Consider the following 24,828-nt stretch of genomic DNA (forward strand, 5'->3'; position numbering starts at 1 on the left):
GGATCGTCAGGCCGGCCGGCTGGCCGGGGCGCTCGCCTGGGCTTCGGCGTGCGCGACGCGGTCGGCATACCTGCGCGCCAGCGCGGAGCACACGATCAGCTGCAACTGGTGGTAGATCATGGTCGGCAACACGATGAGCCCGAGCGCGGCATTGCCCGCAAACAGGATTTTCGCCATCGGGATGCCGTTGGCCAGGCTTTTCTTGGAGCCGCAGAACACGGCGGTGATCTCGTCAGCGAGCCCGAAACCGGCACGCCGCGACAGCCATGTCGTCGCCGCCAGCACCACGAACAGCAGTGCGCCACTCATGATGGCCACGGCCACGATGGTCTCCCACGGGTACTTCGACCACACGCCCGCGTGCGTCGAATCGGCAAACGAGTTGAACACGATCAGCAGGATCACCACGCGGTCGACCTTGTTGATGATCGCCTTGTACTTCGTGATCAGCCCGCCGATCACGGGGCGCAGCAGCTGTCCGAGCACGAATGGCAGCAGCAGTTGCTCGGCCACGCCCAGCAGCGCCTTGCCCACCGACAGTTCGGCGCCCGACGCGTGGATGACGAAGCTCATCAGCAGCGGCGTGGCGATCATGCCGATCAGGCCCGAGATGGTCGCGTTGAAGATCGCGGCTGGCACGTTCCCCTTGGCCATCGCCGTCATCGCCACGGACGACGACACCGTGGACGGCAGCGCGCACAGGTAGAACACACCCAGCAGCAGCTCGGCCGGAATGAACGGCTTGCACGCGAACAGGATGACCGCGCCGATCAGCGGGAACAGGATGAACGTGCAGGTCTGCACGAACAGATGCAGGCGCCAGTTGCGCGCGCCTTCGATGATCTTCTCGCGCGAGAGCGCCGCGCCGTGCAGAAAGAACACCAGCGACACGCCGACGATGGTGACGACGTCGAGGTGCAGCGGGCCATCGCTGGCGCCCAACGCGGGGAAGAACAGCGCCAGCAGCACCATGACGAGCATGGCCTGGATGAACCCGTCGATGCGAGATAACAGCGGAATCTTCATGTGCGTGCGCCATACCATGACGTGATGGCGCCCCGGGGAAGTTGCAGGGAAACCGTTATTGCACTACAGGCCTATCTAGAATACAAATGCATTGATCGAATCAATTCATACGGGGCCAGCATGAATGTGACCCTGCGCCAGTTGCGCGTGTTCCTGGCCGTGGCGCGTGCGCACAGCTTCAGTCGCGCGGGCGACACGATCGGCCTGACGCAGCCCGCGGTGAGCCGGTCGATCTCGGAGCTGGAAGGGGAGTTGGGCCTGAAGCTGCTCGACCGCACCACGCGTGAAGTGGTGCTGACCGAGGTCGGGCGTTCGCTGGCGACGGCGCTTGACCGCCTCATCGCCGATCTGGACGACACGCTGCATCAGGCGCGCCAGGTCAGTGAGCAACGGCGTGGTCGCGTGGTCGTGGCATCGAGCCCGACGGTGTCGACGCGGCTGATGCCCGTGTACGTGGCCGAGTGCGCGGCCCGCTACCCCGACATCCGCATGATCGTGCGGGACTCCGTGCAGGTCGACACGTTGCAGTTGATCCGCACCGGCGGCGCGGACTTTGGCGTGGTGGTGGAGCCGCTCGATACCGAGGGCCTGTGGACCGAGCCGCTGCTCACCGACCCGTTCTGCCTCGTCTGCCGCAAGGATCACCCGTTTGCCGAGCGCAGCAGCGTGCGCTGGAAGGACCTGCACCGCACCGCCGTCGTGCTGCTCGACCACGCGTCGGGCAGCCGCCCGCTGATCGATCGCATCTTCCTGCGCCACGGCGTGCAGCCTGACGTGGCGCAGGAGATGGGCCACAGCAGTGCGGTGTTCGGCATGGTGGAAGCGGGCATCGGCGCGGGCGTGGTGCCGTCACTGTCGTTGCCGCTGCCGTCGTCGTCGGCGCTGGTGGCGGTGCCGCTCACGCCCAAGGAAACGCGCGCCATTGTGCTGGCGCGGCGGCAGGACCGGTCGCTCTCGCCGGCGGCCGAGGCAGCGTGGCAGATGATCCGCCGCATGGCGCTGCCGACCGCCTGATCGCCGCGCGGCGCTTACTTCGGCTGCATGCGGATGGCGCCATCCAGGCGGATGGTCTCGCCGTTGAGCATCGGGTTCTCGATGATCGCGCGGGCAAGCTGCGCATATTCGGCGGGTTTGCCCAGGCGCGGCGGGAACGGCACCATCTTGCCCAGCGCGTCCTGCACGTCCTGCGGCATGCCCAGCAGCATCGGCGTCTCGAAGATGCCCGGCGCAATCGTCATCACGCGGATGCCGTCACGCGACAGGTCGCGCGCAATCGCGAGCGTCATCGCCACCACGCCGCCCTTGGACGCCGCATAGGCCGCCTGCCCGATCTGTCCATCGAACGCCGCCACCGAGGCCGTGTTGATGATCACGCCGCGCTCGCCGCCGGCGTTGGGCGCATTGCCCGCCATGGCCGTCGCAGCGAGCCGGATCATGTTGAACGTGCCGATCAGGTTGATGTTGATGACGCGTGTGAACTGGTCCAGAGGATGCGGCCCCGTCTTGCCCACTGTGCGCGAGGCCGTGGCGATGCCCGCGCAGTTCACCAGGCCGCGCAGCGTGCCCAGCGACGTGGCGGCCTCCACCACGGCCTGGCCATCCGCTTCCGACGCGACATCGCAGCGCACGAAGCGCCCGCCGATTTCCTGCGCCAGGGTGTTGCCGGCGGCCTCGTTCAGGTCGGCAATCACCACCTTGCCGCCAGACTCGGCCAGCGCGCGCGCCGTGCCGGCACCCAGCCCCGACGCGCCCCCGGTGACGATGAATACCTGGTCGCGAATCTCCATGTCGTGTCTCCTTGATTGTGGTCGGTGAGTTACTTGACGTTTACGTTCACGTAAATCACAGCGCCATATGGTAGCGCGAAGCGGCCTGCGATCGGGCAAAAAAAAGCGCCTCATAGTCGAGGCGCTTTCTGCTTTCTCTTTTGGCGGATGGCCGGTGCTGCTCAGTCCCGCAGGGCACCGAACACGCGGGCCGTGATCTCGTCGACACTGCCCACGCCGCTGATCTTGCGGTACTTCGGCGGTGCGACCTTGGCGGCGCCGTTGCCGTTTGCAGCCCACTGCGAGTAGTAATCCACCAGCGGACGCGTCTGGTTTTCATACACGTCCAGGCGCTTGCGCACCGTCTCTTCCTTGTCGTCGTCGCGCTGGATCAGCGGCTCGCCGGTTTCGTCGTCCACCCCTTCGGTCTTGGGCGGGTTGTACTTGACGTGGTACGTGCGGCCCGAGGCCACGTGCACGCGGCGGCCGCTCATGCGCTCGATGATGTCTGCGAACGGCACGTCGATTTCCAGCACGTAGTCGATCGGCACACCGGCTTCCTTCATGGCTTCGGCCTGCGGGATGGTGCGCGGGAAGCCGTCGAACAGGTAGCCGTTCTTGCAGTCGGGCTGCTGCAGGCGGTCTTTCACCAGGCCGATGATGATGTCGTCCGACACCAGGCCGCCCGCATCCATCACCTTCTTGGCCTCGATACCCAGCGGGGTGCCGGCCTTGACGGCGGCGCGCAGCATGTCGCCGGTGGAGATCTGCGGAATGCCGAATTTCTCGCAGATGAATTTGGCTTGCGTACCTTTGCCGGCGCCGGGCGCGCCCAACAGAATCAACCGCATGGTGACGAGTTCCTCAAGTTTTCGAATCTTGTCGCGCTATCGAGCAGCGGTGAAGCGCGTTGGGGATCGGTCCGGCGGGCCGATTCCCAAAACGCCTTGGCGACGCAAACAGGCAGCCTAGCGGGCGAAGTTGACGCCAGCCTTACCGGGACACGGGGGTAGTGGCATCCGCCGGACGGCGGCACCGATGACTCGACTTGTCTCCCTGTTGCCGCCGCGCGGCCTTGCGTGGGCCTGCGCATGCGGCTTGTCGTCCTCGCGATTATGCCATGGCGGCGCCGGGGTTTTGGCGCCCGGGGCCGCAAACTTGCGACAAGACGCGTGCTCAGGGGCCGTCCTGCGACAACAGGGCGCTCCACGCTGCACGCACGCGCGCGAGATCGTCGGGCGTGTCGACGCCGGCCGCCGGAGCGTCGTCGGTGGTGAGCACGGCGATGCGCTCGCCGTGCCACATCGCGCGCAATTGCTCGAGCTGCTCCGTCTGCTCGATGGGCGCGGCGGCCAATTGCGGAAAGCGCCGCAGGAAGCCGGCACGATACGCGTAGATGCCGATGTGGCGCAGCACGGGCATCGACGGCAGCGGGCGCTCCGCCACCGAACGCGCCATCACGGCGGGCGTCCAAGTGTCGCGCGCCCAGGGCAGCGGCGCACGCGAGAACAGCAATGCGCGGTCCGCCGCGTCAAGCACGACCTTGACGACGTTGGGGTTGAACACGTCGGCGGAGTCGTGGATCGGGTGCGCGGCGGTCGCGATGGCGCAGTCCGGGTGGTCGCGCAGGTGGGCGGCCACGTTGTCGATCAGCGTCGGGGCGATCAGCGGTTCGTCGCCTTGCACGTTGACGACGATGGCGTCGTCGGGCAGCGCGAGCACGGTGGCGACTTCAGCGAGGCGGTCGGTGCCCGAGGCGTGGTCGGCACGGGTGAGCACCGCTTCGACGTGGTGCTGCATGCAGGCGTCGGCCACCGAGACGGCGTCGGTCGCTACCACCACGCGTGCGGCGGACGACTGGTGCGCACGTTCGGCCACGCGCACGACCATCGGTTTGCCGTCGATGTCGGCCAGCGGTTTGTTGGGCAGCCGCGTGGACGCCAGCCGCGCGGGAATGACAGCGATGAACGGCGCGTGCGACATGGGCGGAACCTTCGTATCAGGCCGGGTCGACCGGCGTGCCTTCGACGGTCTGGCGCGCCTCGTCGGCCAGCATGACCGGGATGCCATCGCGGATCGGATACGCGAGCTTGTCGACGTGGCAGATCAGTTCGTTGTTGGCGCGGTCGTGTTGCAGCGTGCCCTTGCACAACGGGCAGACGAGGATTTCCAGCAGGCGATTGTCCATGGCGGTAGAGGCTCCGTGGCGGCTGCCCCCAGGGTGGGGGAGCGCGCCGGTACAGCGGATGGGGTGGCGTTATTGTGCGCCGGCTTTGGCGGTGGCGCGATCGGCCAGGGCGCGTACGCGCTGGCAGACCTGTTCGACCAGTGCCGGGTCGACCACCGGCGTGGTCGGCACCACCCAGATGCGCGGGTCGTCGAGATGGCCGCATTTTACGGCATCCTTTTCGGTGATCAGGATCACCTCGGCATGGCTGCCGGCGAACGGGTTGTCGGCGAAATCGTAGTGGTCGGGCAGCGGCAGGGTGCTCGGCTTGAGGCCGGCGGCGCGCAGCGAGGCGAAGAAGCGCTCGGGGTTGCCGATGCCGGCGGCGGCCAGCAGCTGCCCTCCTTCGAAGCGGGCAAACTCACCGAGCGGGCGGCGCAGTGCCGCGTCGACGAGGTTGTAGGCGTCCTGCAGCTCCAGCCGCATGCCGAAGATGCCGGGCCGGTCGGGTGTGGTGCGGTAGTTCGGGTCGTTGATGAGCGTCGCGTCGCGGCGTCGGCTCATCGGTTCGCGCAGCGGGCCGGCCGGCAGCAGGAAGCCGTTGCCGCCCATGCGGGAGTCGAACACGATGATCTCGATGTCGCGGCGCAGGCGGTAGTGCTGCAGGCCGTCGTCGCAGACGATCACGTTGCAGCCCGGGTGCGAGGCCAGCAGCGTCTGCGCGCACAGCACGCGGTCGGGGAAGACCCACACGGGCAAGTCGGTGGCGCGCGCGATCAGCAGCGGTTCATCGCCCACGTCTTCCGCGCGCGAATGCTCGCGCACCGGGCGCGGGTGCTTGAGCTGCGCGCCGTAGCCGCGCGAGACGATGCCCGGGCGCAGGCCCGCTTCGGCCAGCGCGGAGGCCAGCGCAATCACGGCGGGCGTCTTGCCCGCGCCGCCCACGGTGACGTTGCCGATGACGACCACCGGCATCGGCAGCCGCACCGAACGCAGCCAGCCCATGCGATACAGCAGCCGGCGCAGTGCGCTCACGCCGCCAAACAGCCACGACAGCGGCCACATCGTCCACGCAAACCAGCCGCGCTGCTGCCATTGGCGGGTGACGAAGCTGGCGAGGCGGTGCTGGGCGACGGGCATGCAGTGCGGGAAGGGAGGTTGTTTAACGGCCTGGCTTGCCGGTCTGGGTGGCAAACGTCAGGTGCGAGAGGCCCGCCACGCGCGCGGCTTCCATGACATTGACGACCGCCTGGTGCGCGGCCTGCGCATCGGCGTTGACGATGACGATGGGCTCGCGGCCGCCGGCGCTGCCCGCGGCGCTGCGCAGCGCATCGGCCAGGCTGGTGACGTCGCGCGTGTCGAGCACCTGCTTGTCGACGGAGTAGATGCCGTTCGCGGTGACGGACACGACGATCTGGCCGGGGCGCTCGGTGGCCTTCTCGGCCTCGGCGGTCGGCAGGTTGACCTTCAGTTCGGTGTAGCGGGAATACGTGGTCGTGATCATCAGGAAGATGAGGATCACGAGCAGCACGTCGATCAGCGGGATCAGGTTGATCTCCGGCTCTTCGCGGGCGCGGCGCGGGCGGAAGCGCATGGCTGTTTCCAGTGTGGCGTTGCCCGGATCAGCCGCGCCGCGGCGGAAGGATCGCGTCGAGGTAGGTGGTGGACAGATGCTCCAGCTCCACCACGTAGTTGTCGACCACGCCACGGAAGTAGCGCCAGAAGATCAGTGTCGGGATGGCCACGACCAGGCCCAGCGCCGTGTTGTACAGCGCGACGGAGATACCGTGCGCGAGCGTCTGCGGGTTGGTGCCGGCGGCGGTCTGGCTGCCGAAGATCTCGATCATGCCGACCACGGTGCCGAACAGGCCCATCAGCGGCGCCACCGACGCGATCGTGCCGAGCGCATTCAGATAGCGCTCCAGGCGGTGGGCAACGTTCTGGCCGGCTTCTTCCACCACTTCCTTGGCGGCGTCGCGGGTGGTGTTCGGATGCAGCACCACGTGGCGCAGCGCGGTGGCCAGCACGCGGCCCAGCGGGGAGCCCTGTTCCAGCGTGTTCACCACTTCCGGCGTGGCCTTGCGCTGGTGCGCGATGCTCAGCGCCTCGTCATACACCTTGGGCGGAATGATCTTCTTGCGCTGCAGGGCGATGAACCGTTCGATGATGAGCGCGAGCGCGAGCACCGAGGCGATCAACAGCGGCCAGATCGGCCAACCGGCGGCTTGGATGATGGAAAACACTGGACAACCCGTTTTGTCGTTGTGGAAGGAGTGGGATCCGGGCGATGGAGATGTGCCCGGTTGCAGCTCTTGCCGTCCGCGTCCCCGAACGCGGCCCGTTGCGGCAAAAACAGGCAGCACTCTAGCGCGTCGCAACTGCCTCGGCAACACGATGGCGCGGCGTTGCGACACGCGCGCCTCGCGTTCAGGCGGCCGTCACGCGAAAGCGGTGCGCACAATCCACAACGCGACGGGACAGTCTTGTGGACGGCTTGTGGACATTGCCCGGACAAGCAAGCTAAGTGCTTGATCGGAAAAGGCGTTCTCTTGGTTGCTTAAAAAACGGGCAGAGGGGCTTGCGGCCGGGATTCGAGCAAAAAAGCGGGCCGGAGCAGGGGGCGCGGGGGGATAATCCACACCGGACCGGGACAGTCTTGTGGAGCGGTTGTGGACATTGCCCGGACAAGATTCTTAAGTAACTGATTCAAAAGGATGTTCTTTGCGTTGCTTAAAGTTTGGGCAGCGGCGTGTTGCCGACGTGTCGCAGGGTGGAGCGAGGGTGTCGGGCGCATTTCCCAGGCCGATTTATCCACTGCCCGGGCACGTCACCACGGTTTTCCAGCGCGGCTGTGGATAACTTTGTGAACATCCTTGGGGCGCCTGCGCTAAATGCTTGACGCAGAACGAAATTACTTGCGTTGCTGAAATTTTGACATAGGCCGTTTTTCCATAAGAATCAATGGCTTGCGAAAAAATGCATAGAGGGCGTCACCTGGGCTCTGTCAAGCTTGACAAGGGCGCTATGCTGTGGACAGGTCTGCCGTTTCGCCCCGCTCGTCTCCCCTATTCAAGGTAGAAGTTGCCCCGAAGCCTCATCGTTTTGCGCCGTTCCCACCACTCATGACCTCGCCGCCGTCTTCACGCCGACCGTTCTGGATGGACACACCTGCCGCTGCGGCTGCCTCGCCCGCGCCGCCCGCGCCCGTACCGGTCGCACCAAATCGGGGTGCCCAGGAGGTACTGTCCGTCAGCGACGTCAACCGACGGATTGCCGGACTGCTCGAACGCAATTTCCCGCTGGGCTGGGTGCGGGGCGAAATCTCGAACTTCACGCGCGCGGCGAGCGGGCACTGGTATTTCTCGCTGAAGGACGCCGGCGCGCAGATTCGCTGCGTGATGTTCAAGGGGCGCAACCAGTACGCCGATTTCACGCCGCGCGAAGGCGAAGCCGTCGAAGTGCGGGCGCTGGTGACGCTGTACGAGGCGCGCGGCGAGCTGCAACTGAGCGTCGAGGCCATCCGGCGGGCAGGCCTGGGCAACCTCTATGAAGCGTTTCTGCGGCTGAAGGCCGCGCTGGAGGCGCAAGGCTTGTTCGATGCGGGCCGCAAGCGGCCGCTGCCCCGGCATCCGCGGGCGATCGGCGTGGTGACGTCGTTGCAGGCGGCGGCCCTGCGCGACGTGCTGACCACGCTGCGCCGACGTGCGCCGCATGTGCCGGTGGTGGTGTATCCGGTGCCGGTGCAGGGCGCCGGGGCGTCCGAGCGGATCGCCGCGATGCTCGAGCGGGTCAATGGCCGGGCGGAGGTCGATGTCGTCATCCTGTGCCGGGGCGGCGGCAGCATTGAAGACCTGTGGGCCTTCAACGAAGAGCCGGTCGCGCGCGCCGTCGCTGCGTCGGCCATCCCGATCGTGGCAGGCGTCGGGCACGAGACCGACGTGACCATCGTGGACTTTGTCGCCGACGTGCGCGCGCCCACGCCCACCGGCGCCGCCGAGCTGGTCAGCCCGGACCGCGCGCGCATGCTGCGCGACGTCGCGCGCGACTGGGATGCGCTGTCGGCGCAATTCCGCCGCCAGCTGGATCGCCGCGCGCAAACGGTGGACTGGCTCGCACGCCGGCTGCGCAGCCCGCAGGCGCAGATGCGTGAGCGGCGCGCGCAACTCGCGAACCTGCAGCGGCGCCTGCAATCTGCCCTGAGTGGCCGCGTGCAGCGGGCGGAACACGTGCGGCGTCTGCTGGCCATGCGGCTTGCCGCTGCGCGTCCGGACGCCACGCGCGAACGGGCGGCCGTCGCCCAGACAGAAGCCGCGCTGGCACGCGCCATGCGAGAGACGTTGACCCGCGCACGGGAGCGCCTGGCGCGCCAGCACACCGGCCTTGAGCTGCTGGCGCCCCAGCGCACCCTGGAGCGCGGCTACGCGGTGCTGCTCGATACCCGCGGCCACGCGATCCGCGACCCGAATGCGCTCCATGCCCGCGCGCACGTCGAAGCCCGCCTGGCGCAGGGCGTCGTGGACATCGAGATCGCCCAGGCACAGCCCAAGCTCGACATGTGACCGCAGCGGAACCGCCCGGTTTGGCACGATTCCGCGTGTGTTTTGCGGGTATTCCGACTATTCGGCAGGCGGTTTGCGCGGGTTTTGCAAGTCTCCTACAATCGTCGCTCCCAACCTGTACAACCCACAGAAGGCAAGAACAATGGAACACACGCTCCCCCCGCTGCCGTACGCCCAAGACGCCCTGGCGCCGCACATCTCCAAGGAAACGCTGGAGTTCCACTACGGCAAGCACCACCAGACCTACGTCACGAACCTGAACAACCTGATCAAGGGCACCGAGTTCGAGAACCTGAGCCTGGAAGACATCGTCAAGAAGTCGTCGGGCGGTGTGTTCAACAACGCCGCACAGGTCTGGAACCACACGTTCTACTGGAACTGCATGAAGCCGCAAGGCGGCGGCGCTCCGACCGGCGCGCTGGCTGACGCCATCAACGCCAAGTGGGGCAGCTTCGACAAGTTCAAGGAAGAGTTCACCAAGGTCGCCGTCACGACCTTCGGTTCGGGCTGGGCCTGGCTGGTGAAGAAGGCCGACGGCACGCTGGATCTGGTGTCGACCTCCAACGCCGCCACGCCGCTCACGACGGATGCCAAGCCGCTGCTGACCTGCGATGTGTGGGAACACGCCTACTACATCGACTACCGCAACGCCCGTCCGAAGTACGTCGAGGCGTTCTGGAATCTGGTTAACTGGGACTTCGTTGCGAAGAACTTCGCCTGAAGCGAACCACGGTTCGACATCCCGTCCGAAGCAAGGCCCTCCGCGTGAGGGCCTTGTTTTTTCCGCTCAACTCAGGCACTTGCATGCGGCAGCCCCGCACGCTGCATAGCACCGCTCACTGCAAGCCCGATTTCGTGCGCAGCGCAATGCCGTGCACATGATAGTCGGTATGACGAGCTTCCTGCGGCCGTAGCGGCCCGCATCGCACCGGCTTTTTCTAGACTGGTACGTCATCCGGCCGTCACACAAAACCAGGGGGAGCGATGGATCTGAGCCACATCCTGTCGCGCACGGAGCGCGGCACGCAGGAGCTGCAAACGCGCAGCGGACACCTCACGCACCGGCAGCGGGCGATCCTGCTGCTCGCGGGCGGTGAGCGCACGGCGGCGGAAATCCTCGCGCAGTTGAGCGGCGCCGGCCCCGTCACGGACGACCTCGCGCGCCTGCTCGCCGAGGGTTACGTCGCGAGCCGCGCGCCGGTCAACGATGCCCCCAAGCCCAAGATGCCGCCCAAGCCCGCACCGGGCAGGCAGGTGGCCGCACGGCATGAGCGGCAGGGCTCCATTGCTGATTGGCGCCTGGGCCAGGCCGGCGCATTCTCTGCGCTGCAGCGTTACATCGCAGAAGGTCCGGAGGCACCGATCGACTTCCTCAGCGGTTTGGCCGCGCCGCTGTACGCCGCGCTCGCAACATGTCGGAGTGAGGCGTCGGCGCATGCGGTCGCCGCCTTTCTCGAAACCCGTCTGCACGCCGCGCACACAGAAATGTGACGTATTCTCCCTAGGTATAAATACTGAGTTCGAGCATTTTTCTCGTTCTGTGGGAATGATGCGTTGATGGATTGAGAAATCCGTCGCATTCTCCGTCGCGACATCACATGACGGAGCCCCGCGATGACCGAGCCGATCTCAGCACCCCCCGCCGCCGGCGCGGACCGCGTGCTGATGGTGCTCGCCACCATTGCGCGCCATGGCCGGCCCGTTGCGGCACGTGAGCTCATCGAACTGACGGGGCTGCCGCAGAGCACGCTGTATCGCCAGGTGGCGCTGCTCAAGCGCTGGGGCTTCGTGCTCGAATCGGCGGGCACGTATGCGCCGGGGCCGATCAGCCTGCAGCTCGCGCTCGGCTTCGACCACGCCTCGCATCTCGTGCAGGAAGCGCGCATCGGCATGGGTAGGCTCGTGGCGGAGTCCGGTGAATCGGTCGGGCTGGTGGTGGCCGTCAAGGACCAGGCGGTCTGTCTCGAGATGGTCGAGAGCCAGCAGTCGCTGCGCTGCTCGTTCGAGAAGGGGCGCGGCGTGCCGCTGCTGGCCGGCGCCTCGGCCAAGTCGCTGCTTGCCTTCATGCCGGCCGCCGCGTCGCGCGCCATCCTCGCAGACCTGCTGGCCGGCCAGCCGGAGCAGCAGGCCCAATTGCAGACCGAACTCGCCGAGATCCGCGCGGCGGGCTATGCGCTGTCCGAAGGTGAAGTCGACCCCGGCGTCTGGGGCGTGAGCGTGCCGGTGTTCCGGCTGCCCGGCCAGGCGCTCGGCTCGATCACGTTGATGGCACCTGCCACGCGCGTGCGCGGCAAGGAGCAGCGCCTGATCGATATGACCGTTGCTGCGGCTGCGTCCATTTCAGCGCGGCTGCAGGACACCTGATTTTTCACCCCACATGCACCACACAAGGAGACCACTCATGGGGAATCGCCGTCAGTTCATGCATTCGATGCTGGCTTGTGCCGTGGCGCTGTCTGCTGCGGTGTCTTTCGCCACCGCTGCGCACGCCGCCGCCGAGCCGCTGCGCGTGGCCACCGATGCCACATTCGCGCCGATGGAGTTCGTTGAAAACGGCAAGCGCACCGGTTTCGATATCGACCTGATCGAAGCCCTGGCCCGCACCATGGGCCGCCCGGTCGAATGGACCGACATCGACTTCAAGGGCCTTGTGCCGGGCCTGGTGTCGCGCCGCTTCGACGTGGCCATCTCGGGCATCTACATCACGCCCGAGCGCAAGAAGGTGGTCGACTTTACCGAACCGTACTACCACGGCGGCCTGGTGGCGATGGTCAAGCAGGGCAACACCGCCATCAAGACGCCGGCCGACCTCGCCGGCAAGAAGGTGAGCGTGCAGGTGGGCACCAAGTCGGTCAACTTCCTGAAGGAGAACTACCCGAAGGTCGAGCGCGTGGAAGTCGAGAAGAACGAGCAGATGTTCAATCTCGTCGAAATCGGCCGTGCCGATGCGGCGGTCACGGGCCGTCCCGCCGCCGCGTACTACGTGAAGATGCGCCCAGGCCTGCGCCTGGTCGAGCCGGCGCTGACGACGGAGGAATACGGCATCGCCGTGCGCCGCGATCAGCCTGAACTGACCAAGGCGCTGAACGCCGCACTGGAGAAGATCAAGGCCGACGGCACGTACGACCAGATCGTCAAGAAATGGTTTGGCGCGGCCGCCAAGTAACCACCGACGGACACGCTGATGGAACTGGATTTTTCTCCCGTCTGGGCGGGGTGGGCCGACATCGTGCACGGCGCGCTCGTCACCGTGGAGGTGACGGCCGCCGCGCTGGTGCTCGGCTGCGTGCTCGGGCTGCTGGTCGGCATCGGCCGGTTGAACCCGCGCCGGCGCTTTGTCTACGGCATCTGCACGGTGTACGTGACGTTCATCCGCGGGACGCCGCTGCTCGTGCAGCTCTTCCTGCTGTTCTTCGGTCTGCCGCAGTTCGACATCCTGCTGCCGGCGTTTGTGTGCGGCGTGCTGGGGCTGGGCGTGTATTCGGGCGCCTATGTGTCGGAAATCGTCCGCGGCGCGATCCAGTCGGTCGACCGCGGGCAGATGGAGGCGGCGCGTTCGATCGGCATGTCGTCGGGGCAGGCGATGCGCGCCATCATCCTGCCGCAGGCCGTGGTGCGGATGATCCCGCCGCTGGGCAACGAGTTCATCGCGCTCATCAAGAACTCGGCGCTGGTGTCGCTGCTGACGATTCACGACCTGATGCACGAGGGGCAGAAGATCATCAGCGTGTCGTACCGCTCGCTGGAGGTGTACCTGGCGATTGCGCTGGTGTACCTCGTGCTCACGAGCGCCGCGAGCTATCTGCTGCACCGGATTGAACGCAACATCCGTGCAGGAGGCATGGTGCAATGAACACGAATTCTGCAACGCTGAAATCGGCGACGGACGTACCGATGATCCGGATCCGCGGCCTGACGAAATCGTACGGCGATCACCCCGTGCTCAAGGGCATCGATTTCGAGGTCGACGCTTCGCAGGTGGTCGTCGTGATCGGCCCGAGCGGCTCGGGCAAGAGCACGTTCCTGCGCTGCTGCAACGGGCTGGAAGTGCCCGAAGGCGGCACCATCGACATCTGCGGCAAGCGTCTGATCGACAACGGCACGATGCTGCCCGATGGCGAACTGAACCACCTGCGCCAGCAGGTCGGCATGGTGTTCCAGTCGTTCAATCTGTTCCCGCATCTTTCGGTGCTGCACAACGTCACCATCGGCCCGCGCATGCTGCGCGGCAAGTCGAAGAGCGAAGCGGAAGCCGAAGCGCGTGAACTGCTGCAGAAAGTGGGCCTGGCACACAGGGCCGATGCGATGCCCGCGAGCCTCTCCGGTGGGCAGAAGCAGCGCGTGGCGATCGCGCGCGCACTGGCGATGCAGCCCAAGGTGATGCTGTTCGACGAGCCGACATCTGCGCTGGACCCCGAACTCGTGGGCGAGGTGCTGCAGGTCATGAAGCTGCTTGCCAAGGAAGGCATGACGATGCTGGTCGTCACGCACGAGATGGGTTTCGCGCGCGAGGTGGCCGACGTGGTGGTGGTGATGGATGGCGGCGGCATCGTCGAGGCCGGACCGCCGTCGGTCATCTTTGGGGAGCCCAAGGAAGCGCGCACGCGGTCGTTCCTGCAAGCGGTGCTGACACGCGCATGACGATGACCGCAGCTGCAACGTTCGATGCCTCCGTCTGGCAGGGCCGCAACGACACCGGCGAGCGTGGCGACGTCACGCGCCTGTTCCAGATCGTGCAGCGCGCCGATGCGGTAAAGCTCTCGGGCACGCCTGCCGTACTCGGGTTTGCATGCGACGCGGGCGTGGTGCGCAACCACGGCCGCGCCGGTGCCGCGCAAGGCCCGCGCGAAATTCGCCGGGCGCTGGCCAATGTGCCAGCACACGGACTCGCGCACCTGGCCGATGCCGGCGACGTGGCCTGCGACGACGGCGATCTGGAACGTGCGCAGGCGGCGCTCGGTGATGCCGTCTTCCATCTGCTCGATGCGGGCGCGCGCCCGGTGGTGCTCGGCGGCGGGCATGAAGTTGCGTTCGGCACCTACCAGGGCTTGCGCAGGCATTGGCAGAAGCAAGGCGGGCGCGGCCGCCTCGCCATCGTCAATTTCGACGCGCATTTCGACTTGCGCACGAGCCGGCCCGGCAACTCCGGCACGCCGTTCGACCAGATCGCCGAGGACTGCGCCGCGCACGGCATCGACCTGACGTACTGCTGCCTCGGGGTGAGCCGCCTGTCCAATACGCCCGCGCTGTTCGATCGCGCCGATGCGCTGCACGCGCGCTACGTGGAAGACACCGACGTGCAGGAGCGCCACCTCGATGCGCGCATGGCCGATCTCGATGCGTGGCTGGCCGATGCCGACCATGTCTACCTGACCATCGACATGGACGTGCTGGCTGCCGCGGTCGCGCCCGGTGTGTCCGCGCCCGCCGCGTACGGCATCACGCTGCCGGTGCTCGAAGCGCTGGTGCAGCACGTCTGCGGCACGGGCAAGGTGCGCGTGGCGGACATCGCTGAAACCAATCCCGAATACGACCAGGACCGCCGCACCGTGCGCGTGGCCGCGCGTCTGGCGTATCACCTTTTGCGTCGCCCGTCTCGCCCATGAAGCTGATTTCTGCCGATGCCATGCGCCGCATGCCGTGGAAGAACGGCGGCGGCGTTACGACCGAAATCGCCATCGCACCGGCAGGTGCGACGCTGGACGGCTTCGACTGGCGCATCAGTACTGCGCAGGTCGATGTGTCCGGACCGTTCTCGCGCTTTGTCGGCATCGACCGCTCGCTGGCGGTGATCGCGGGCGGGCGCCTGACGATGCATCGCGCAGATGGCGAGACGGTTTCGCTAAAGCCGGGCGATGCACCCGTGCGGTTCGCCGGGGAGATCGATATCCATGCCACGCTTGACGCGCCGCTGTCGGATTTCAACGTGATGACCAGGCGCGGCGCCTGGGCGCATCACGTCGAGGTCATCACGATGGAGGCAGGCGCACGCCGCGCATTGCCGGTCGCGCATCCGGGTGCGCAGTGGCTGGTGTACTGCGTGGAGGGGGCGCTGTCGGTGGGCACCATCGAGGTGCGGCCGCATGCCGCTGCCTGGCTGGATGCCCCGAGCGGCAGCGATGCGCTCATTGCGCGCATGGCCTCGGCGGGCTATCTGGTCAGCCTATGGCCAGCAACGTGAGCTTGCCGCGCGCCAAAAGAAAAAGGACCCCGCAGGGTCCCTTGCAAGTCTCCCGGCCCCGCGGGGCACGGTGGAAGACGCTTACTTCTTCTTGTTCACGGCGTCCTTGAAGCCCTTGCCAGCCGTGAACTTCACGGTCTTGGTTGCCGGGATCTTGATGGCTTCGCCAGTGCGCGGGTTGCGGCCGGTGCGTGCTGCGCGCTTGCCCGACGAGAACGAACCGAAGCCAACCAGCGTGATGGTGCCGCCCTTGGCGACGGTCTTCTTGATGTTTTCCAGCGCGGAGTTCAGTGCGCGCTCAGCGGCGGCGATGCTCAGTTCTGCGTCTTTGGCAATGGCGGCTACGAGTTCGGCTTTGGTCGTCATGTCATTTCCCCACTTCAGGTTTGTTGGACAGCGTTGTACTGCGACCCGTTTTATATCATCGTTGCGAAGGGTTGCACATCCCCTAACTGCAAGGCTTTGCGGGCCGTTGCTTGCAGCCGACACTTGTCCTGTCTACGTTTGCGGGCCGGCATCCGGGAAAAACCTGATATCGACAGGGTTTGTTTGCATTTCAGACAGCCTTTCTCGCCCCGGAACCGCACAGGGGGAAGGCGGCAGACACGCCCTCGAACTGTCGGGCGCCGCATCGTTGTCGAGGTAGCAGCTCATGGAGAACATCATGTCGCGTTCGCAAACACTTGTTGCGCAAGGCTTGGCAGCCGATGGCCATGTCGGCGGGCAAACGCGCGGACCGTCGGTGCTGGTCGCCGGCGCAAGCGGGCTGGTGGGCCGCGCCGTGGTGCGTCGGCTCGCCGCGCAATCGTGGCCCGGCCGTGTCACCGCGCTCGTACGCCGCGCCGGAACCTTGACACCCGAGCACGCGATGCCGGGCCGGCTCCACGAATACGTCGTCGACTTTGAGCGGCTGGACGCGCCCGAAGCGCAGCCGGCCCTCGCTGCTGACATCGTCATCTGCGCGCTCGGCACGACCCTTCGCCAGGCTGGTTCGGAGGCGGCATTCCGGCGCGTGGATGTCGAGTATCCGGCGGAGCTGGCACGCCGCGCGTTTGCGGCTGGCGCCCATCATTTCCTGCTGGTGAGCGCGCTGGGCGCCGATGCGCGATCCAGGGTGTTCTACAACCGCTGCAAGGGGGAAGCCGAGGCGGAGATCCTGTCGGTCGGCTTTGCGTCGGTCACGGTGGTGCGGCCTTCGCTGCTGCTCGGCAAGCGGGCTGAATTGCGCCGTGGTGAACGCATTGCGCAATCGCTGTCGGGCGCGATCGGCTGGATGGTGCCCAGGCCCTGGCGGCCCGTGCCGGCGGAGTCGGTGGCGGCGGCGCTCGTGAGCGCAGCGCGCGTGGATGCGCCCGGTGTGCGCCTGCTCGAAAACGCGGCATTGCTCGCCGCCAAAGACGAACGGCCGGTGGGGTAAGCCACCGGCCGTTGCGCACAGCTGGATCTGCGAGCGTTACTTCTCGATCGGCTTGCCCGTGCGGTCGTGCATCAGCGCCAGTGCACAGACGCTGATGATGCCGGCGGCCATCACGTAATACGACGGTGCCAGCTTGCTGCCGGTCGTTGCGATCAACCACGTCACGATCAGCGGGGCAAAGCCGCCGAAGATCGTCACCGCCAGGTTGTACGAAATCGACAGGCCGGTCGAGCGCACGGCGGTCGGGAACTGTTCGGCCAGCACCGCCGGCGCCGGACCCGTGAACGCCGCCAGCAGCACGCCCAGGATCACCTGCACCTGCAGCAGCGTCTGCACGGTCGGGTTGACGTTCAGCCAGTGGAAGAGCGGATAGGCCGCCACCGCAATGGCCAGCGCCACTGTGCCCAGCATGCGCTTGCGGCCCACGCGATCGGACAGCGTGCCCATGAGCGGGCACAGCACGAAGATGATCGCGCCGCACAGCGCCGTCGACTGGAACGTCGCGCCCAGCGGCAGGCCGAGCTGCTGCTTCGCGTATGTCGGCATGTAGAACACCAGCGTGTACGTGCAGACCGTCCAGAGAATCGTCACGCCGAGGCCGCCGAGCACTTCGCGCGGATGGTCGCGCAGCACCTGCGACAGCGGCGCCAGACGCGACTCCTTGGCGGCCTTCGCCTTCTGCGCCTCGAAGGCGGGCGGCTCGTGCAGATGCGAGCGGATGTACATGCCGACCGGCCCGATCAGCAGCCCGAACAGGAACGGAATGCGCCAGCCCCAAGCGTCGATCTGCTCGGGCGACAGGCCATTCGTGACGATCGCGCCCATTGCCGCACCGAGGATGAACGAGATGCCCTGGCTCGCCTGCTGCCAGCTCGCGAAGTAGCCGCGCTTCTCGTCCGGCGCATATTCGATGAGGAACGCCGTGGCGCCGCCCACTTCACCGCCGGCCGAGAAGCCCTGGATGAGCCGCGCGATCACGATGAGGATCGGCGCGCCGATGCCGATCTGCGCGTACGTCGGCGCAAGCCCGATGATGGCCGTGCCCAGCGCCATCAGCATGATGGTGAGCGTGAGCGCAGCCTTGCGGCCCACGCGGTCGGCATAGATGCCGAGCACCACCGCGCCGACTGGCCGCATGAAGAAGCCGACGCCAAACGTGGCGACGGTCAGCATGAACGAGGTGAAGTCATTGCCCGTGGGGAAGAACAGCTTGGCAATGATGACCGCAAAGAAGCTGTAGACCGTAAAGTCGAACCATTCGAGACCGTTGCCGATGGTGGCGGCAATGATGGCCTTGCGTCGAGTGGCTGCCGAGATGGCCGGGGCCGTTGCACGATCGCCCGGGTTGGGCGTTGCCGTGGCTTGCATGGATGTGTCCTCCAGTGTGTGTGGGGCATCGCCGGCCGCGCTCTCTCTCCCCCGTGCGGACGGCGAAGCGGTCATGGTAAGTGATCCGGCCGCAATTGGCAGCGCCCGGCGGTGAAGTCCTCGGAATTGAAAGCGTTCAACGCGGTCGAACACATATGCATAGGCATTCAATGGAGCACATCATGATCCCGACGCTGCAATGCGGCCGTCGCCTTGCCGCCTTCCTGCCGGGGGCGCTCGTTGCGGGCGCCGCCGCGTTGCTGACCGGCTGCGTGGCTGCGCCGTACTACGACGCCTACGGGAACCCGGTGTCGCCGGCCGTCGTCGCGCCCGTGGCGGCGTATCCCGTGTACGACCCATATCCGTATTACGGGCCGGTCGTCTACCCGGCGCCCGTCTACGGCAGCGTGTGGATCGGCAGCGGCGGGTGCTGGAACTGCCGCCGCGGCTGGGGAGGGCGAGGCTGGGGCGGCCACGGCTGGGGGCATGGCAACTGGGGACACGGCGGCTGGCACCATCGCTGAGCTGTCAAGCCGGCGTCACGCAGACGCACGGCGGCGCGGCCGAACGCCAGTTCTGCGGCCAGTTCAATACGCGTGATTGCGTAACGGCATCTGTCGCATCGCGACATACAATCCTTCGCTCTTAAAAAGAAAAGCATGCGAGGAGATTGTCGATGTCCGTCATCATCGTGCTGGCTGCGCTGGCATTTCTGATGTTCGCCGCGTATCGCGGCTACAGCGTCATCCTGTTTGCACCACTGGCCGCCCTCGGCGCGGTGCTGCTGACCGACCCATCGGCCGTGGCGCCCGTGTTCTCCGGCATCTTCATGGAGAAGATGGTCGGCTTCGTCAAACTGTATTTCCCTGTGTTCCTGCTGGGCGCCGTGTTCGGCAAGGTGATCGAGCTGTCGGGTTTTTCGCGCTCGATCGTCGCGTCGGTCATCCGTGTGGTGGGGGCCAAGCGGGCGATGCTTTCCATCGTGCTGGTGTGTGCGCTGCTGACGTACGGCGGTGTGTCGCTCTTCGTGGTGGTGTTTGCGGTGTACCCGTTCGCGGCGGAGATGTTCCGCCAAGGCAACATCCCCAAGCGCCTCATCCCGGGCACGATCGCGCTGGGCGCGTTTTCGTTCACGATGGACTCGCTGCCGGGCACGCCGCAGATCCAGAACATCATCCCGACCACGTTCTTCCACACCACGTCGTGGGCGGCGCCCTGGCTGGGCACCATCGGCGCGCTGTTCATCATCGTGGTGGGCATGGCGTATCTCGAATGGCGCCGCCGCGTCGCGCTGCGCAATGGTCACGGTTATGACCACGGCCTCGCCAAGCTGGTGAACGAGCCGGAGACGGCCGAGACCGGCGCGCTCGCGCATCCGCTCGTCGCGCTGTCGCCGCTGGTGCTTGTGGGTGTGATGAACCTGCTGTTCACGCGCTGGATTCCGACGTGGTACGGCAAGGTCGTCACGGTGGCACTGCCGGGCCTGCCCAAGCCGCTGACGGTCGAGGCCGACAAGCTGACCGCCATCTGGGCCGTGGAGGCCGCGCTGCTGATCGGCATCATCGTGGTGGTCGTGTTCGGCTTTCGCGCCGTGAAGGATCGCTTTGCCGAAGGCAGCAAGTCCGCGGTCTCGGGCGCGCTGCTCGCGGCGATGAACACCGCCTCGGAATACGGCTTCGGCGGCGTCATCGCCGCGCTGCCGGGGTTCCTGGTGCTGGCCGAGGGGCTGCGTGCGATTCCGAATCCGCTCGTCAATGAAGCGGTGACGGTCAGCACGCTCGCGGGCATCACCGGCTCTGCGTCGGGCGGCATGAGCATTGCGCTGGCGGCAATGGCCGACCAGTTCATCCAGGCCGCACAGGCGACGGGCATTCCGATGGAGGTGCTGCACCGCGTGGCGTCGATGGCCTCGGGCGGCATGGACACCCTCCCGCACAACGGCGCCGTCATCACGCTGCTGGCCGTGACGGGCCTCACCCATCGCGAGGCGTATCGCGACGTATTCTGCGTCACGCTGATCAAGACGCTGGCCGTGTTCTTCGTGATCGCTGTGTTCTACGGCACGGGCATCGTCTGACGCCGCGACGGCCGCAACGAAAAAAGCCACCGATAGCCGGTGGCTTTTTCTTATAGCCGCGCGCGGGCGTTATCGGCCGTTGACCGCTTCCGGCTGCCGCTCACGGCAGACGCGCTGCGCTTCGCCGACGAGCGAATCGCACTGGTTGGCACGGCGCGACCAGAACGCGCGGTCCGACGACGATTCGGCCGTCGCCTTGCCGTGGCGGTGCGTGACGTGCTTGTCGACCCACTTGTCGGTCTTCACATGCGCACGGTGGACCTTCTGCCTCAGGGTGCCGGGCGTGGCCTGGGGCTGCGCGCCGGACATGGCCTTGTTGTGATAGCCGGGGTTCTCGGCGGCGTCGGCGTTGCGCTGCATCTGCGTGCGCGGGCCTTCCATCGGGCTGTCGACGCCGGTGACAGCGCTGTGATCTTTCTGCTGGGCCTGCGCGGGCGCCGCGCCGATCCACGCGCAGGTGGCCACGACGATGGCCGCGGCCAGGCTCGACATCTTGCGTGCTTGCATGCTCGTTCTCCTTGTTGTGAAACGGGGCGGACTCAACGACACGCACGCAGCGTGCCATTCACGGGGGCCCCGAACGTCACAATAGAAAAGCGGCAAACCGGTGGGCAGTAGGGCTTTGGCTGAACCCGGTGTCAGACAACGCCGATCGGCGGCTCAGGCCCGTACGAACAGCCAGACCGTCAGGACCGCCCCCACGACAACCACAAAGCCGCGCAGCACCTTTTCGGGCAGCCGGTGCAGCAGCCACGCCCCGGCAAAACCGCCCGCGATGCCGCCAATGGCGAGCGCCAACACCGCCGCCCAGTCGACCCGCGGCGAGAACGCAAACACCGCCACCGCGGATGCATTCATCGTCATGGCAAGCACGTTCTTGGTAGCGCCCGCCGTGCGCACTTGCTGGCCCGCCACGGTGAGCGCCGCCAGCATGAGAAAGCCGATGCCGCCGCCGAAGTAGCCGCCGTAGATCGCAATCGCAAACTGGATGGCCGCCAGCGTCGTGGTCGACATGCCCGCCGTCGCGTGCAACGGCTTGCGGCGGAAGCTGCCCCACGCAAACACGGTCGTCGCAAACAGCACCAGGTAGGGCACCAGCTTGGCGAAGAACGACGGCGGTGTCGCCAGCAGCAACAGCGCGCCGAGCACGCCGCCGATCAGGCTGATGACGATGAGTTGCTTGAGCGAGAGATGATGCGCGCCGGCATCGACGCCGCCGGCCAGCTTGCGTCCGGCAATCGATGAGGTGATCTGGCTCGGGAACAGCGCAATCGTCGACGTCATGTTGGCCGCCAGCGGGTTGAGCCCCGCCAGCAGCAGCGCGGGAAACGTGATGAACGACCCACCGCCGGCCAGCGCATTCTGCGCGCCGGCATAGACGCCGGCCGCCGCGACGAGCAGGGCGGTGGAAAACGAAAGCGTGGTCATGGGCGAGAGGTCCGGCGCGGCTGAGGTCAGGCCGCATGGTAATGGAACGCCCGCGCCCGCGCTTGTTACCGGAGTGGGGTGTCGCCGTGCCGCCGCAACCCCCATTCGGCGAGTTCGAACGCGCCTTGCACCGCCAGTGCCAGCACTGCGGCGGGGATGGCGCCTGCCAGCAGCGTTGCGCTGTCGTTCACGGCGAGCCCGGTGGCGATGCGCTCGCCGTAGCCGCCAGCGCCGATGAACGCAGCGATGGTCGCCGTGCCCACGCTGATGACGGCCGCTGTCTTGACGCCCGCCAGGATGACGGGCAGCGCCAGCGGCAGATCGACCACGCGCGTGCGCTGGGATGGCGTGAAGCCCAGCGCCAGGGCGGCATCGCGCAGGCCTGCGGGCACCTGCTCCAGTCCGACGATGGTGTTGCGCACGATCGGCAGCAGCGCGTACACGGCCAACGTAATCAGCGCCGGCACCACGCCGATCGACCCGACGACCGGGATCAGCATCGCCAGCAGCGCCAGCGACGGAATTGTCTGCAGCACGCCCACCATGGCCAGGATCGGCTGCTTGATCGGCCGCCGCGCCGCCATGAGCCCGAGCGGCACGCCAAGCAGGACGGCCACGCCCGTGGAAATGCCCACCAGCGCCAGGTGGCGCTGGGTGAGGCGCCACAGGTCATCGGTCAGCTGCGTGAAGAACCCTCGTGTGGGTGTGGCCGCAGGTACATCGCCATGGCCGGCCAGAAACTGCCGCGCGACTTGCGAGAACGACTTGCCCTCGAGCTCTACCGCCGCGTTCATGGCAATCATGTCGTCGCGCTGGATGCGGCGGGCCAGCGCGCCAATCGCCTGCCATTGCGCAGCGTGCCGTCGCGCAACGTCGGCGCGATAGAGCAGCACGGCGTCGTAGCGCGGGAAAATGTGCGCGGGATCGTCGAGCACGCGCAACTGTTCGCCGCGGATCCTGGCGTCGGTCGAGTAGATGTCGATCACGTCGACCTGGCTGGCGCGCAGCGTGTCGTAAGCGACGCCGTGATCGAGGCCAGTCGGACGCTGCGGCAGCTTGTAATGTGCGGCGATCGCCGGCCAGCCGTCCGCGCGGCCGAGGAATTCATGCGACAAGCCAAGGCGCAGCGCCGGGTGCGTGGCCAGATCGGCCAACGTGCGGATGTGTGCGCGTTCGGCGTCGGCCTCGCGCATGGCCAGCGCGTAGGTGTCTTCAAAGCCCAGCGGCACGCCGGCGGCGAGCCCCAACGGTGCAAGCGCACGATTGACGTCGGCCAGCAGCGCAGCCTGATCCGGATTGGCGGCTTGCGCAGCCGGCAGATGCAGGACTTCAGCGGCGATGGTGCCGAGGTAATCGGGGTAGACGTCGATGCTGCCGTTCTTGAGCGCGGCGAAGACGATGGCGGTGTTGCCGAGGCCCGGCACGTGTTGGGCAGGGCCATGCGGGGCGGCCGTCTGCGAGAGGATTTCCCCCAGCACGTACGACTCGGTAAAGCGTTTGGAACCGATGCGCAGCGGCTCCTGCGCCAATGCAGATGTGCTCAGCGCCAGCCACGCCATCCACATGAGGCAGCGCCGGAAGCGCAAACTACGGATCAGTCGCCGTGCATCCAAAGTGCGTCGAGGTCGGTCAGGCCCCAGTCCCGGGGTTCTTCTCTTGAGACAATCTGGTCGCCTGTCTGCGCCAGGTCGATCACCTCGGGCGCAATCCGCGTACCCGACGATATGGAGAAGAATACCTTGACCGTGGGCGTGAGCAACGCGCCGGGCGCATGCTGCATGACCACCGCCAGCCGCCCCGAGCGCAGCCGCACCAGCGAGCCCACCGGGTAGATGCCCACGCTTTTCACGAAGGCGTTGAAGACCACCGGGTCGAAATGGTTGCCGCGCCATTCGACCATGCGCTGCACCGCGTAGGCGGCCCCCCAGGCTTTCTTGTACGGGCGGTCCGACGTGATCGCGTCATACACATCGCAGATCGCTCCCATGCGCGCGAACAGCGAGATGCCGTCCCCGGCCAGCTTGTGCGGGTAGCCCGTCCCGTCCATGCGTTCGTGATGGTGCAGGCAGACGTCGAGGGCAACCTCGCACATGTTGCTGTCGCCGACGAGGATGTCGTAGCCGGCTTGCGGGTGCGTGGTCACGCTGCGGAATTCTTCTGCCGTGAGCGCCCCCGGCTTGTTCAGCACCTCGGGCGGAATGGCAATCTTGCCGATGTCATGCAGCAAGCCCGCCAGCCCCGCGTCGCGTACCTCGTCATCGGACAGCCCGAGCTGCCGGCCGAGCGCCACCATGAGCGCGCAAACCGCCACGGAGTGCAAGAAGGTATAGCGGTCCTTGGTCTTCAGGCGCACCAGGCTCGTGAGGGCGCCGGGGTGGCGGTCGACCGAGCTTGAAATCGCTTCCACCAGCGGCAATGCGTCGCGCGCTTCGACTGTGCGGCCCATGCGCGCGTCGGCAAACATCGCCTGCACGGCCGCTTCAGCCTTGCTGATGAGGCGGGCCGCGTGGCGCATTTCCTCTGCGCGCGTGATCGCGCGGGGTGCGATGGTGGCGCCTGCCAGTGTTGCCGGCGGGGTGGGCGGCGCCATTGCCGTGGGCACGGCACGTGCGGCTGCCACATCGGTGCCGCGGGCGGTGTCGATCCAGACCTCCCGCACGCCGCTGGTGCGCAGGCGTTGCAGCTGGGCGGCGTCTTCCACGCGAAAGCGCGCTCGCCAGAACGGGTGGTCGAGCCACGAGCCGACGAATTCGTCGAGGTACATGCCAACCCGCAGGTCTTCGATGGCAATGCGCTTGCGCATAGAGTGGTGTCGAGCGTCGAGACAGGGCGGTTCGCG

The 24,828-nt window shown here is 66.8% G+C and carries 27 protein-coding genes; 13 read left to right on the top strand and 14 right to left on the bottom strand.

Features of this window, described 5'->3' with window-relative positions; translation table 11 throughout:
- Positions 1-6: 6 nt before the first annotated feature.
- Positions 7-1,026 carry a bile acid:sodium symporter family protein gene (locus tag KHN96_RS13340; protein ID WP_045787574.1) on the bottom strand — a complete coding sequence of 340 codons (1,020 nt, stop codon included), beginning with the start codon at positions 1,024-1,026 and terminating at the stop codon, positions 7-9.
- A gap of 120 nt (positions 1,027-1,146) precedes the next feature.
- Here KHN96_RS13340 and KHN96_RS13345 point away from each other — a divergent pair, with 120 nt between their 5' ends.
- The gene (locus tag KHN96_RS13345; protein WP_045787573.1) at positions 1,147-2,040 is read left to right on the top strand and encodes a LysR family transcriptional regulator; all 894 of its coding nucleotides are present in this window, start codon (positions 1,147-1,149) and stop codon (positions 2,038-2,040) included.
- Between the two features lie 14 nt (positions 2,041-2,054).
- Here KHN96_RS13345 and KHN96_RS13350 read toward each other — a convergent pair whose 3' ends face one another.
- From KHN96_RS13350 to KHN96_RS13380, 7 genes are all read right to left on the bottom strand, one after another.
- Positions 2,055-2,813, bottom strand: a complete 759-nt coding sequence (locus KHN96_RS13350) for a 3-hydroxyacyl-CoA dehydrogenase (RefSeq protein WP_062737899.1) — start codon at positions 2,811-2,813, stop codon at positions 2,055-2,057.
- Between the two features lie 161 nt (positions 2,814-2,974).
- On the bottom strand, positions 2,975-3,643 hold the full coding sequence (gene adk / locus KHN96_RS13355) for an adenylate kinase (protein ID WP_045787571.1): 669 nt from the start codon (positions 3,641-3,643) through the stop codon (positions 2,975-2,977).
- Positions 3,644-3,968: 325 nt separating this feature from the next.
- Complete coding sequence (gene kdsB, locus KHN96_RS13360) at positions 3,969-4,775, bottom strand: 3-deoxy-manno-octulosonate cytidylyltransferase (RefSeq protein ID WP_062737898.1); 807 nt, start codon at positions 4,773-4,775, stop codon at positions 3,969-3,971.
- A 16-nt stretch (positions 4,776-4,791) separates the two neighbouring features.
- Positions 4,792-4,980 carry a Trm112 family protein gene (locus KHN96_RS13365; protein WP_004631803.1) on the bottom strand — a complete coding sequence of 63 codons (189 nt, stop codon included), beginning with the start codon at positions 4,978-4,980 and terminating at the stop codon, positions 4,792-4,794.
- Positions 4,981-5,049: 69 nt separating this feature from the next.
- A complete protein-coding gene (gene lpxK, locus KHN96_RS13370; RefSeq protein ID WP_062737897.1) occupies positions 5,050-6,099 on the bottom strand; it encodes a tetraacyldisaccharide 4'-kinase in 1,050 nt (349 codons plus the stop codon).
- Between the two features lie 22 nt (positions 6,100-6,121).
- Entirely contained in the window at positions 6,122-6,553 is a 432-nt protein-coding gene (locus KHN96_RS13375) for an ExbD/TolR family protein (RefSeq protein WP_045787568.1), read from the bottom strand.
- A 28-nt stretch (positions 6,554-6,581) separates the two neighbouring features.
- Positions 6,582-7,202, bottom strand: coding sequence for a MotA/TolQ/ExbB proton channel family protein (locus KHN96_RS13380; RefSeq protein ID WP_045787567.1), 621 nt, complete (start codon positions 7,200-7,202; stop codon positions 6,582-6,584).
- Between the two features lie 915 nt (positions 7,203-8,117).
- Here KHN96_RS13380 and xseA point away from each other — a divergent pair.
- From xseA to KHN96_RS13425, 9 genes are all read left to right on the top strand, one after another.
- Positions 8,118-9,518, top strand: a complete 1,401-nt coding sequence (gene xseA, locus KHN96_RS13385) for an exodeoxyribonuclease VII large subunit (RefSeq protein ID WP_062737896.1) — start codon at positions 8,118-8,120, stop codon at positions 9,516-9,518.
- Positions 9,519-9,660: 142 nt separating this feature from the next.
- Positions 9,661-10,239: a superoxide dismutase [Fe] gene (gene sodB, locus KHN96_RS13390; protein ID WP_045787565.1), complete on the top strand. Its 579-nt coding sequence runs from the start codon at positions 9,661-9,663 to the stop codon at positions 10,237-10,239.
- A gap of 263 nt (positions 10,240-10,502) precedes the next feature.
- Entirely contained in the window at positions 10,503-11,009 is a 507-nt protein-coding gene (locus tag KHN96_RS13395; protein ID WP_045787564.1) for a hypothetical protein, read from the top strand.
- Between the two features lie 123 nt (positions 11,010-11,132).
- Entirely contained in the window at positions 11,133-11,882 is a 750-nt protein-coding gene (locus KHN96_RS13400; RefSeq protein ID WP_045787563.1) for an IclR family transcriptional regulator, read from the top strand.
- Between the two features lie 37 nt (positions 11,883-11,919).
- Positions 11,920-12,684: a glutamine ABC transporter substrate-binding protein gene (locus KHN96_RS13405; RefSeq protein ID WP_045787562.1), complete on the top strand. Its 765-nt coding sequence runs from the start codon at positions 11,920-11,922 to the stop codon at positions 12,682-12,684.
- Between the two features lie 18 nt (positions 12,685-12,702).
- On the top strand, positions 12,703-13,371 hold the full coding sequence (locus KHN96_RS13410) for an amino acid ABC transporter permease (RefSeq protein WP_062737895.1): 669 nt from the start codon (positions 12,703-12,705) through the stop codon (positions 13,369-13,371).
- Positions 13,368-14,159, top strand: a complete 792-nt coding sequence (locus tag KHN96_RS13415) for an amino acid ABC transporter ATP-binding protein (protein ID WP_062737894.1) — start codon at positions 13,368-13,370, stop codon at positions 14,157-14,159. Before KHN96_RS13410 ends, KHN96_RS13415 begins: the two co-directional genes overlap by 4 nt.
- Complete coding sequence (hutG, locus tag KHN96_RS13420) at positions 14,156-15,124, top strand: formimidoylglutamase (protein ID WP_233902596.1); 969 nt, start codon at positions 14,156-14,158, stop codon at positions 15,122-15,124. Before KHN96_RS13415 ends, hutG begins: the two co-directional genes overlap by 4 nt.
- Positions 15,121-15,699, top strand: coding sequence for a HutD/Ves family protein (locus KHN96_RS13425; protein WP_062737893.1), 579 nt, complete (start codon positions 15,121-15,123; stop codon positions 15,697-15,699). Before hutG ends, KHN96_RS13425 begins: the two co-directional genes overlap by 4 nt.
- An 81-nt stretch (positions 15,700-15,780) precedes the next feature.
- On the opposite strand, the gene KHN96_RS13430 is transcribed toward KHN96_RS13425, so the two are convergent.
- Positions 15,781-16,065, bottom strand: coding sequence for an HU family DNA-binding protein (locus KHN96_RS13430; RefSeq protein WP_045787558.1), 285 nt, complete (start codon positions 16,063-16,065; stop codon positions 15,781-15,783).
- A gap of 298 nt (positions 16,066-16,363) precedes the next feature.
- Between KHN96_RS13430 and KHN96_RS13435 the strand changes: the two genes are divergently transcribed.
- Entirely contained in the window at positions 16,364-17,116 is a 753-nt protein-coding gene (locus tag KHN96_RS13435) for an NAD(P)H-binding protein (RefSeq protein WP_062737981.1), read from the top strand.
- 36 nt (positions 17,117-17,152) lie between these two features.
- Here KHN96_RS13435 and KHN96_RS13440 read toward each other — a convergent pair whose 3' ends face one another.
- Complete coding sequence (locus KHN96_RS13440) at positions 17,153-18,484, bottom strand: MFS transporter (protein WP_045787556.1); 1,332 nt, start codon at positions 18,482-18,484, stop codon at positions 17,153-17,155.
- Positions 18,485-18,666: 182 nt separating this feature from the next.
- Here KHN96_RS13440 and KHN96_RS13445 point away from each other — a divergent pair, with 182 nt between their 5' ends.
- On the top strand, positions 18,667-19,008 hold the full coding sequence (locus KHN96_RS13445; RefSeq protein WP_062737980.1) for a hypothetical protein: 342 nt from the start codon (positions 18,667-18,669) through the stop codon (positions 19,006-19,008).
- A gap of 152 nt (positions 19,009-19,160) precedes the next feature.
- Positions 19,161-20,561: a GntP family permease gene (locus tag KHN96_RS13450; RefSeq protein WP_062737892.1), complete on the top strand. Its 1,401-nt coding sequence runs from the start codon at positions 19,161-19,163 to the stop codon at positions 20,559-20,561.
- 69 nt (positions 20,562-20,630) lie between these two features.
- Here the strand turns inward: KHN96_RS13450 and KHN96_RS13455 are convergent, their stop codons facing one another.
- From KHN96_RS13455 to KHN96_RS13470, 4 genes are all read right to left on the bottom strand, one after another.
- Entirely contained in the window at positions 20,631-21,068 is a 438-nt protein-coding gene (locus tag KHN96_RS13455; protein ID WP_045787554.1) for a hypothetical protein, read from the bottom strand.
- A 153-nt stretch (positions 21,069-21,221) separates the two neighbouring features.
- The gene (locus KHN96_RS13460; RefSeq protein ID WP_045787553.1) at positions 21,222-21,989 is read right to left on the bottom strand and encodes a sulfite exporter TauE/SafE family protein; all 768 of its coding nucleotides are present in this window, start codon (positions 21,987-21,989) and stop codon (positions 21,222-21,224) included.
- Between the two features lie 65 nt (positions 21,990-22,054).
- A complete protein-coding gene (locus KHN96_RS13465) occupies positions 22,055-23,602 on the bottom strand; it encodes an ABC transporter permease/substrate-binding protein (RefSeq protein ID WP_062737891.1) in 1,548 nt (515 codons plus the stop codon).
- Positions 23,584-24,792, bottom strand: coding sequence for an HD-GYP domain-containing protein (locus tag KHN96_RS13470; protein WP_062737890.1), 1,209 nt, complete (start codon positions 24,790-24,792; stop codon positions 23,584-23,586). Before KHN96_RS13470 ends, KHN96_RS13465 begins: the two co-directional genes overlap by 19 nt.
- Positions 24,793-24,828: the final 36 nt, after the last annotated feature.

Source organism: Ralstonia mannitolilytica (genome assembly GCF_905397375.1).
Classification (GTDB): domain Bacteria; phylum Pseudomonadota; class Gammaproteobacteria; order Burkholderiales; family Burkholderiaceae; genus Ralstonia; species Ralstonia mannitolilytica.

Coding starts and splice junctions, on each gene's coding strand:
- KHN96_RS13445 (WP_062737980.1), top strand. CDS start 18,667: ATGATCCCGACGCTGCAATGCGGCCGTCGCCTTGCCGCCTTCCTGCCG.
- KHN96_RS13395 (WP_045787564.1), top strand. CDS start 10,503: ATGGATCTGAGCCACATCCTGTCGCGCACGGAGCGCGGCACGCAGGAG.
- KHN96_RS13440 (WP_045787556.1), bottom strand. CDS start 18,484: ATGCAAGCCACGGCAACGCCCAACCCGGGCGATCGTGCAACGGCCCCG.
- KHN96_RS13435 (WP_062737981.1), top strand. CDS start 16,364: ATGTCGCGTTCGCAAACACTTGTTGCGCAAGGCTTGGCAGCCGATGGC.
- KHN96_RS13375 (WP_045787568.1), bottom strand. CDS start 6,553: ATGCGCTTCCGCCCGCGCCGCGCCCGCGAAGAGCCGGAGATCAACCTG.
- xseA (WP_062737896.1), top strand. CDS start 8,118: ATGGACACACCTGCCGCTGCGGCTGCCTCGCCCGCGCCGCCCGCGCCC.
- kdsB (WP_062737898.1), bottom strand. CDS start 4,775: ATGTCGCACGCGCCGTTCATCGCTGTCATTCCCGCGCGGCTGGCGTCC.
- lpxK (WP_062737897.1), bottom strand. CDS start 6,099: ATGCCCGTCGCCCAGCACCGCCTCGCCAGCTTCGTCACCCGCCAATGG.
- KHN96_RS13450 (WP_062737892.1), top strand. CDS start 19,161: ATGTCCGTCATCATCGTGCTGGCTGCGCTGGCATTTCTGATGTTCGCC.
- adk (WP_045787571.1), bottom strand. CDS start 3,643: ATGCGGTTGATTCTGTTGGGCGCGCCCGGCGCCGGCAAAGGTACGCAA.
- KHN96_RS13340 (WP_045787574.1), bottom strand. CDS start 1,026: ATGAAGATTCCGCTGTTATCTCGCATCGACGGGTTCATCCAGGCCATG.
- hutG (WP_233902596.1), top strand. CDS start 14,156: ATGACGATGACCGCAGCTGCAACGTTCGATGCCTCCGTCTGGCAGGGC.
- KHN96_RS13425 (WP_062737893.1), top strand. CDS start 15,121: ATGAAGCTGATTTCTGCCGATGCCATGCGCCGCATGCCGTGGAAGAAC.
- KHN96_RS13460 (WP_045787553.1), bottom strand. CDS start 21,989: ATGACCACGCTTTCGTTTTCCACCGCCCTGCTCGTCGCGGCGGCCGGC.
- KHN96_RS13430 (WP_045787558.1), bottom strand. CDS start 16,065: ATGACGACCAAAGCCGAACTCGTAGCCGCCATTGCCAAAGACGCAGAA.
- KHN96_RS13410 (WP_062737895.1), top strand. CDS start 12,703: ATGGAACTGGATTTTTCTCCCGTCTGGGCGGGGTGGGCCGACATCGTG.
- KHN96_RS13405 (WP_045787562.1), top strand. CDS start 11,920: ATGGGGAATCGCCGTCAGTTCATGCATTCGATGCTGGCTTGTGCCGTG.
- KHN96_RS13415 (WP_062737894.1), top strand. CDS start 13,368: ATGAACACGAATTCTGCAACGCTGAAATCGGCGACGGACGTACCGATG.
- KHN96_RS13455 (WP_045787554.1), bottom strand. CDS start 21,068: ATGCAAGCACGCAAGATGTCGAGCCTGGCCGCGGCCATCGTCGTGGCC.
- KHN96_RS13345 (WP_045787573.1), top strand. CDS start 1,147: ATGAATGTGACCCTGCGCCAGTTGCGCGTGTTCCTGGCCGTGGCGCGT.
- sodB (WP_045787565.1), top strand. CDS start 9,661: ATGGAACACACGCTCCCCCCGCTGCCGTACGCCCAAGACGCCCTGGCG.
- KHN96_RS13350 (WP_062737899.1), bottom strand. CDS start 2,813: ATGGAGATTCGCGACCAGGTATTCATCGTCACCGGGGGCGCGTCGGGG.
- KHN96_RS13400 (WP_045787563.1), top strand. CDS start 11,133: ATGACCGAGCCGATCTCAGCACCCCCCGCCGCCGGCGCGGACCGCGTG.
- KHN96_RS13470 (WP_062737890.1), bottom strand. CDS start 24,792: ATGCGCAAGCGCATTGCCATCGAAGACCTGCGGGTTGGCATGTACCTC.
- KHN96_RS13365 (WP_004631803.1), bottom strand. CDS start 4,980: ATGGACAATCGCCTGCTGGAAATCCTCGTCTGCCCGTTGTGCAAGGGC.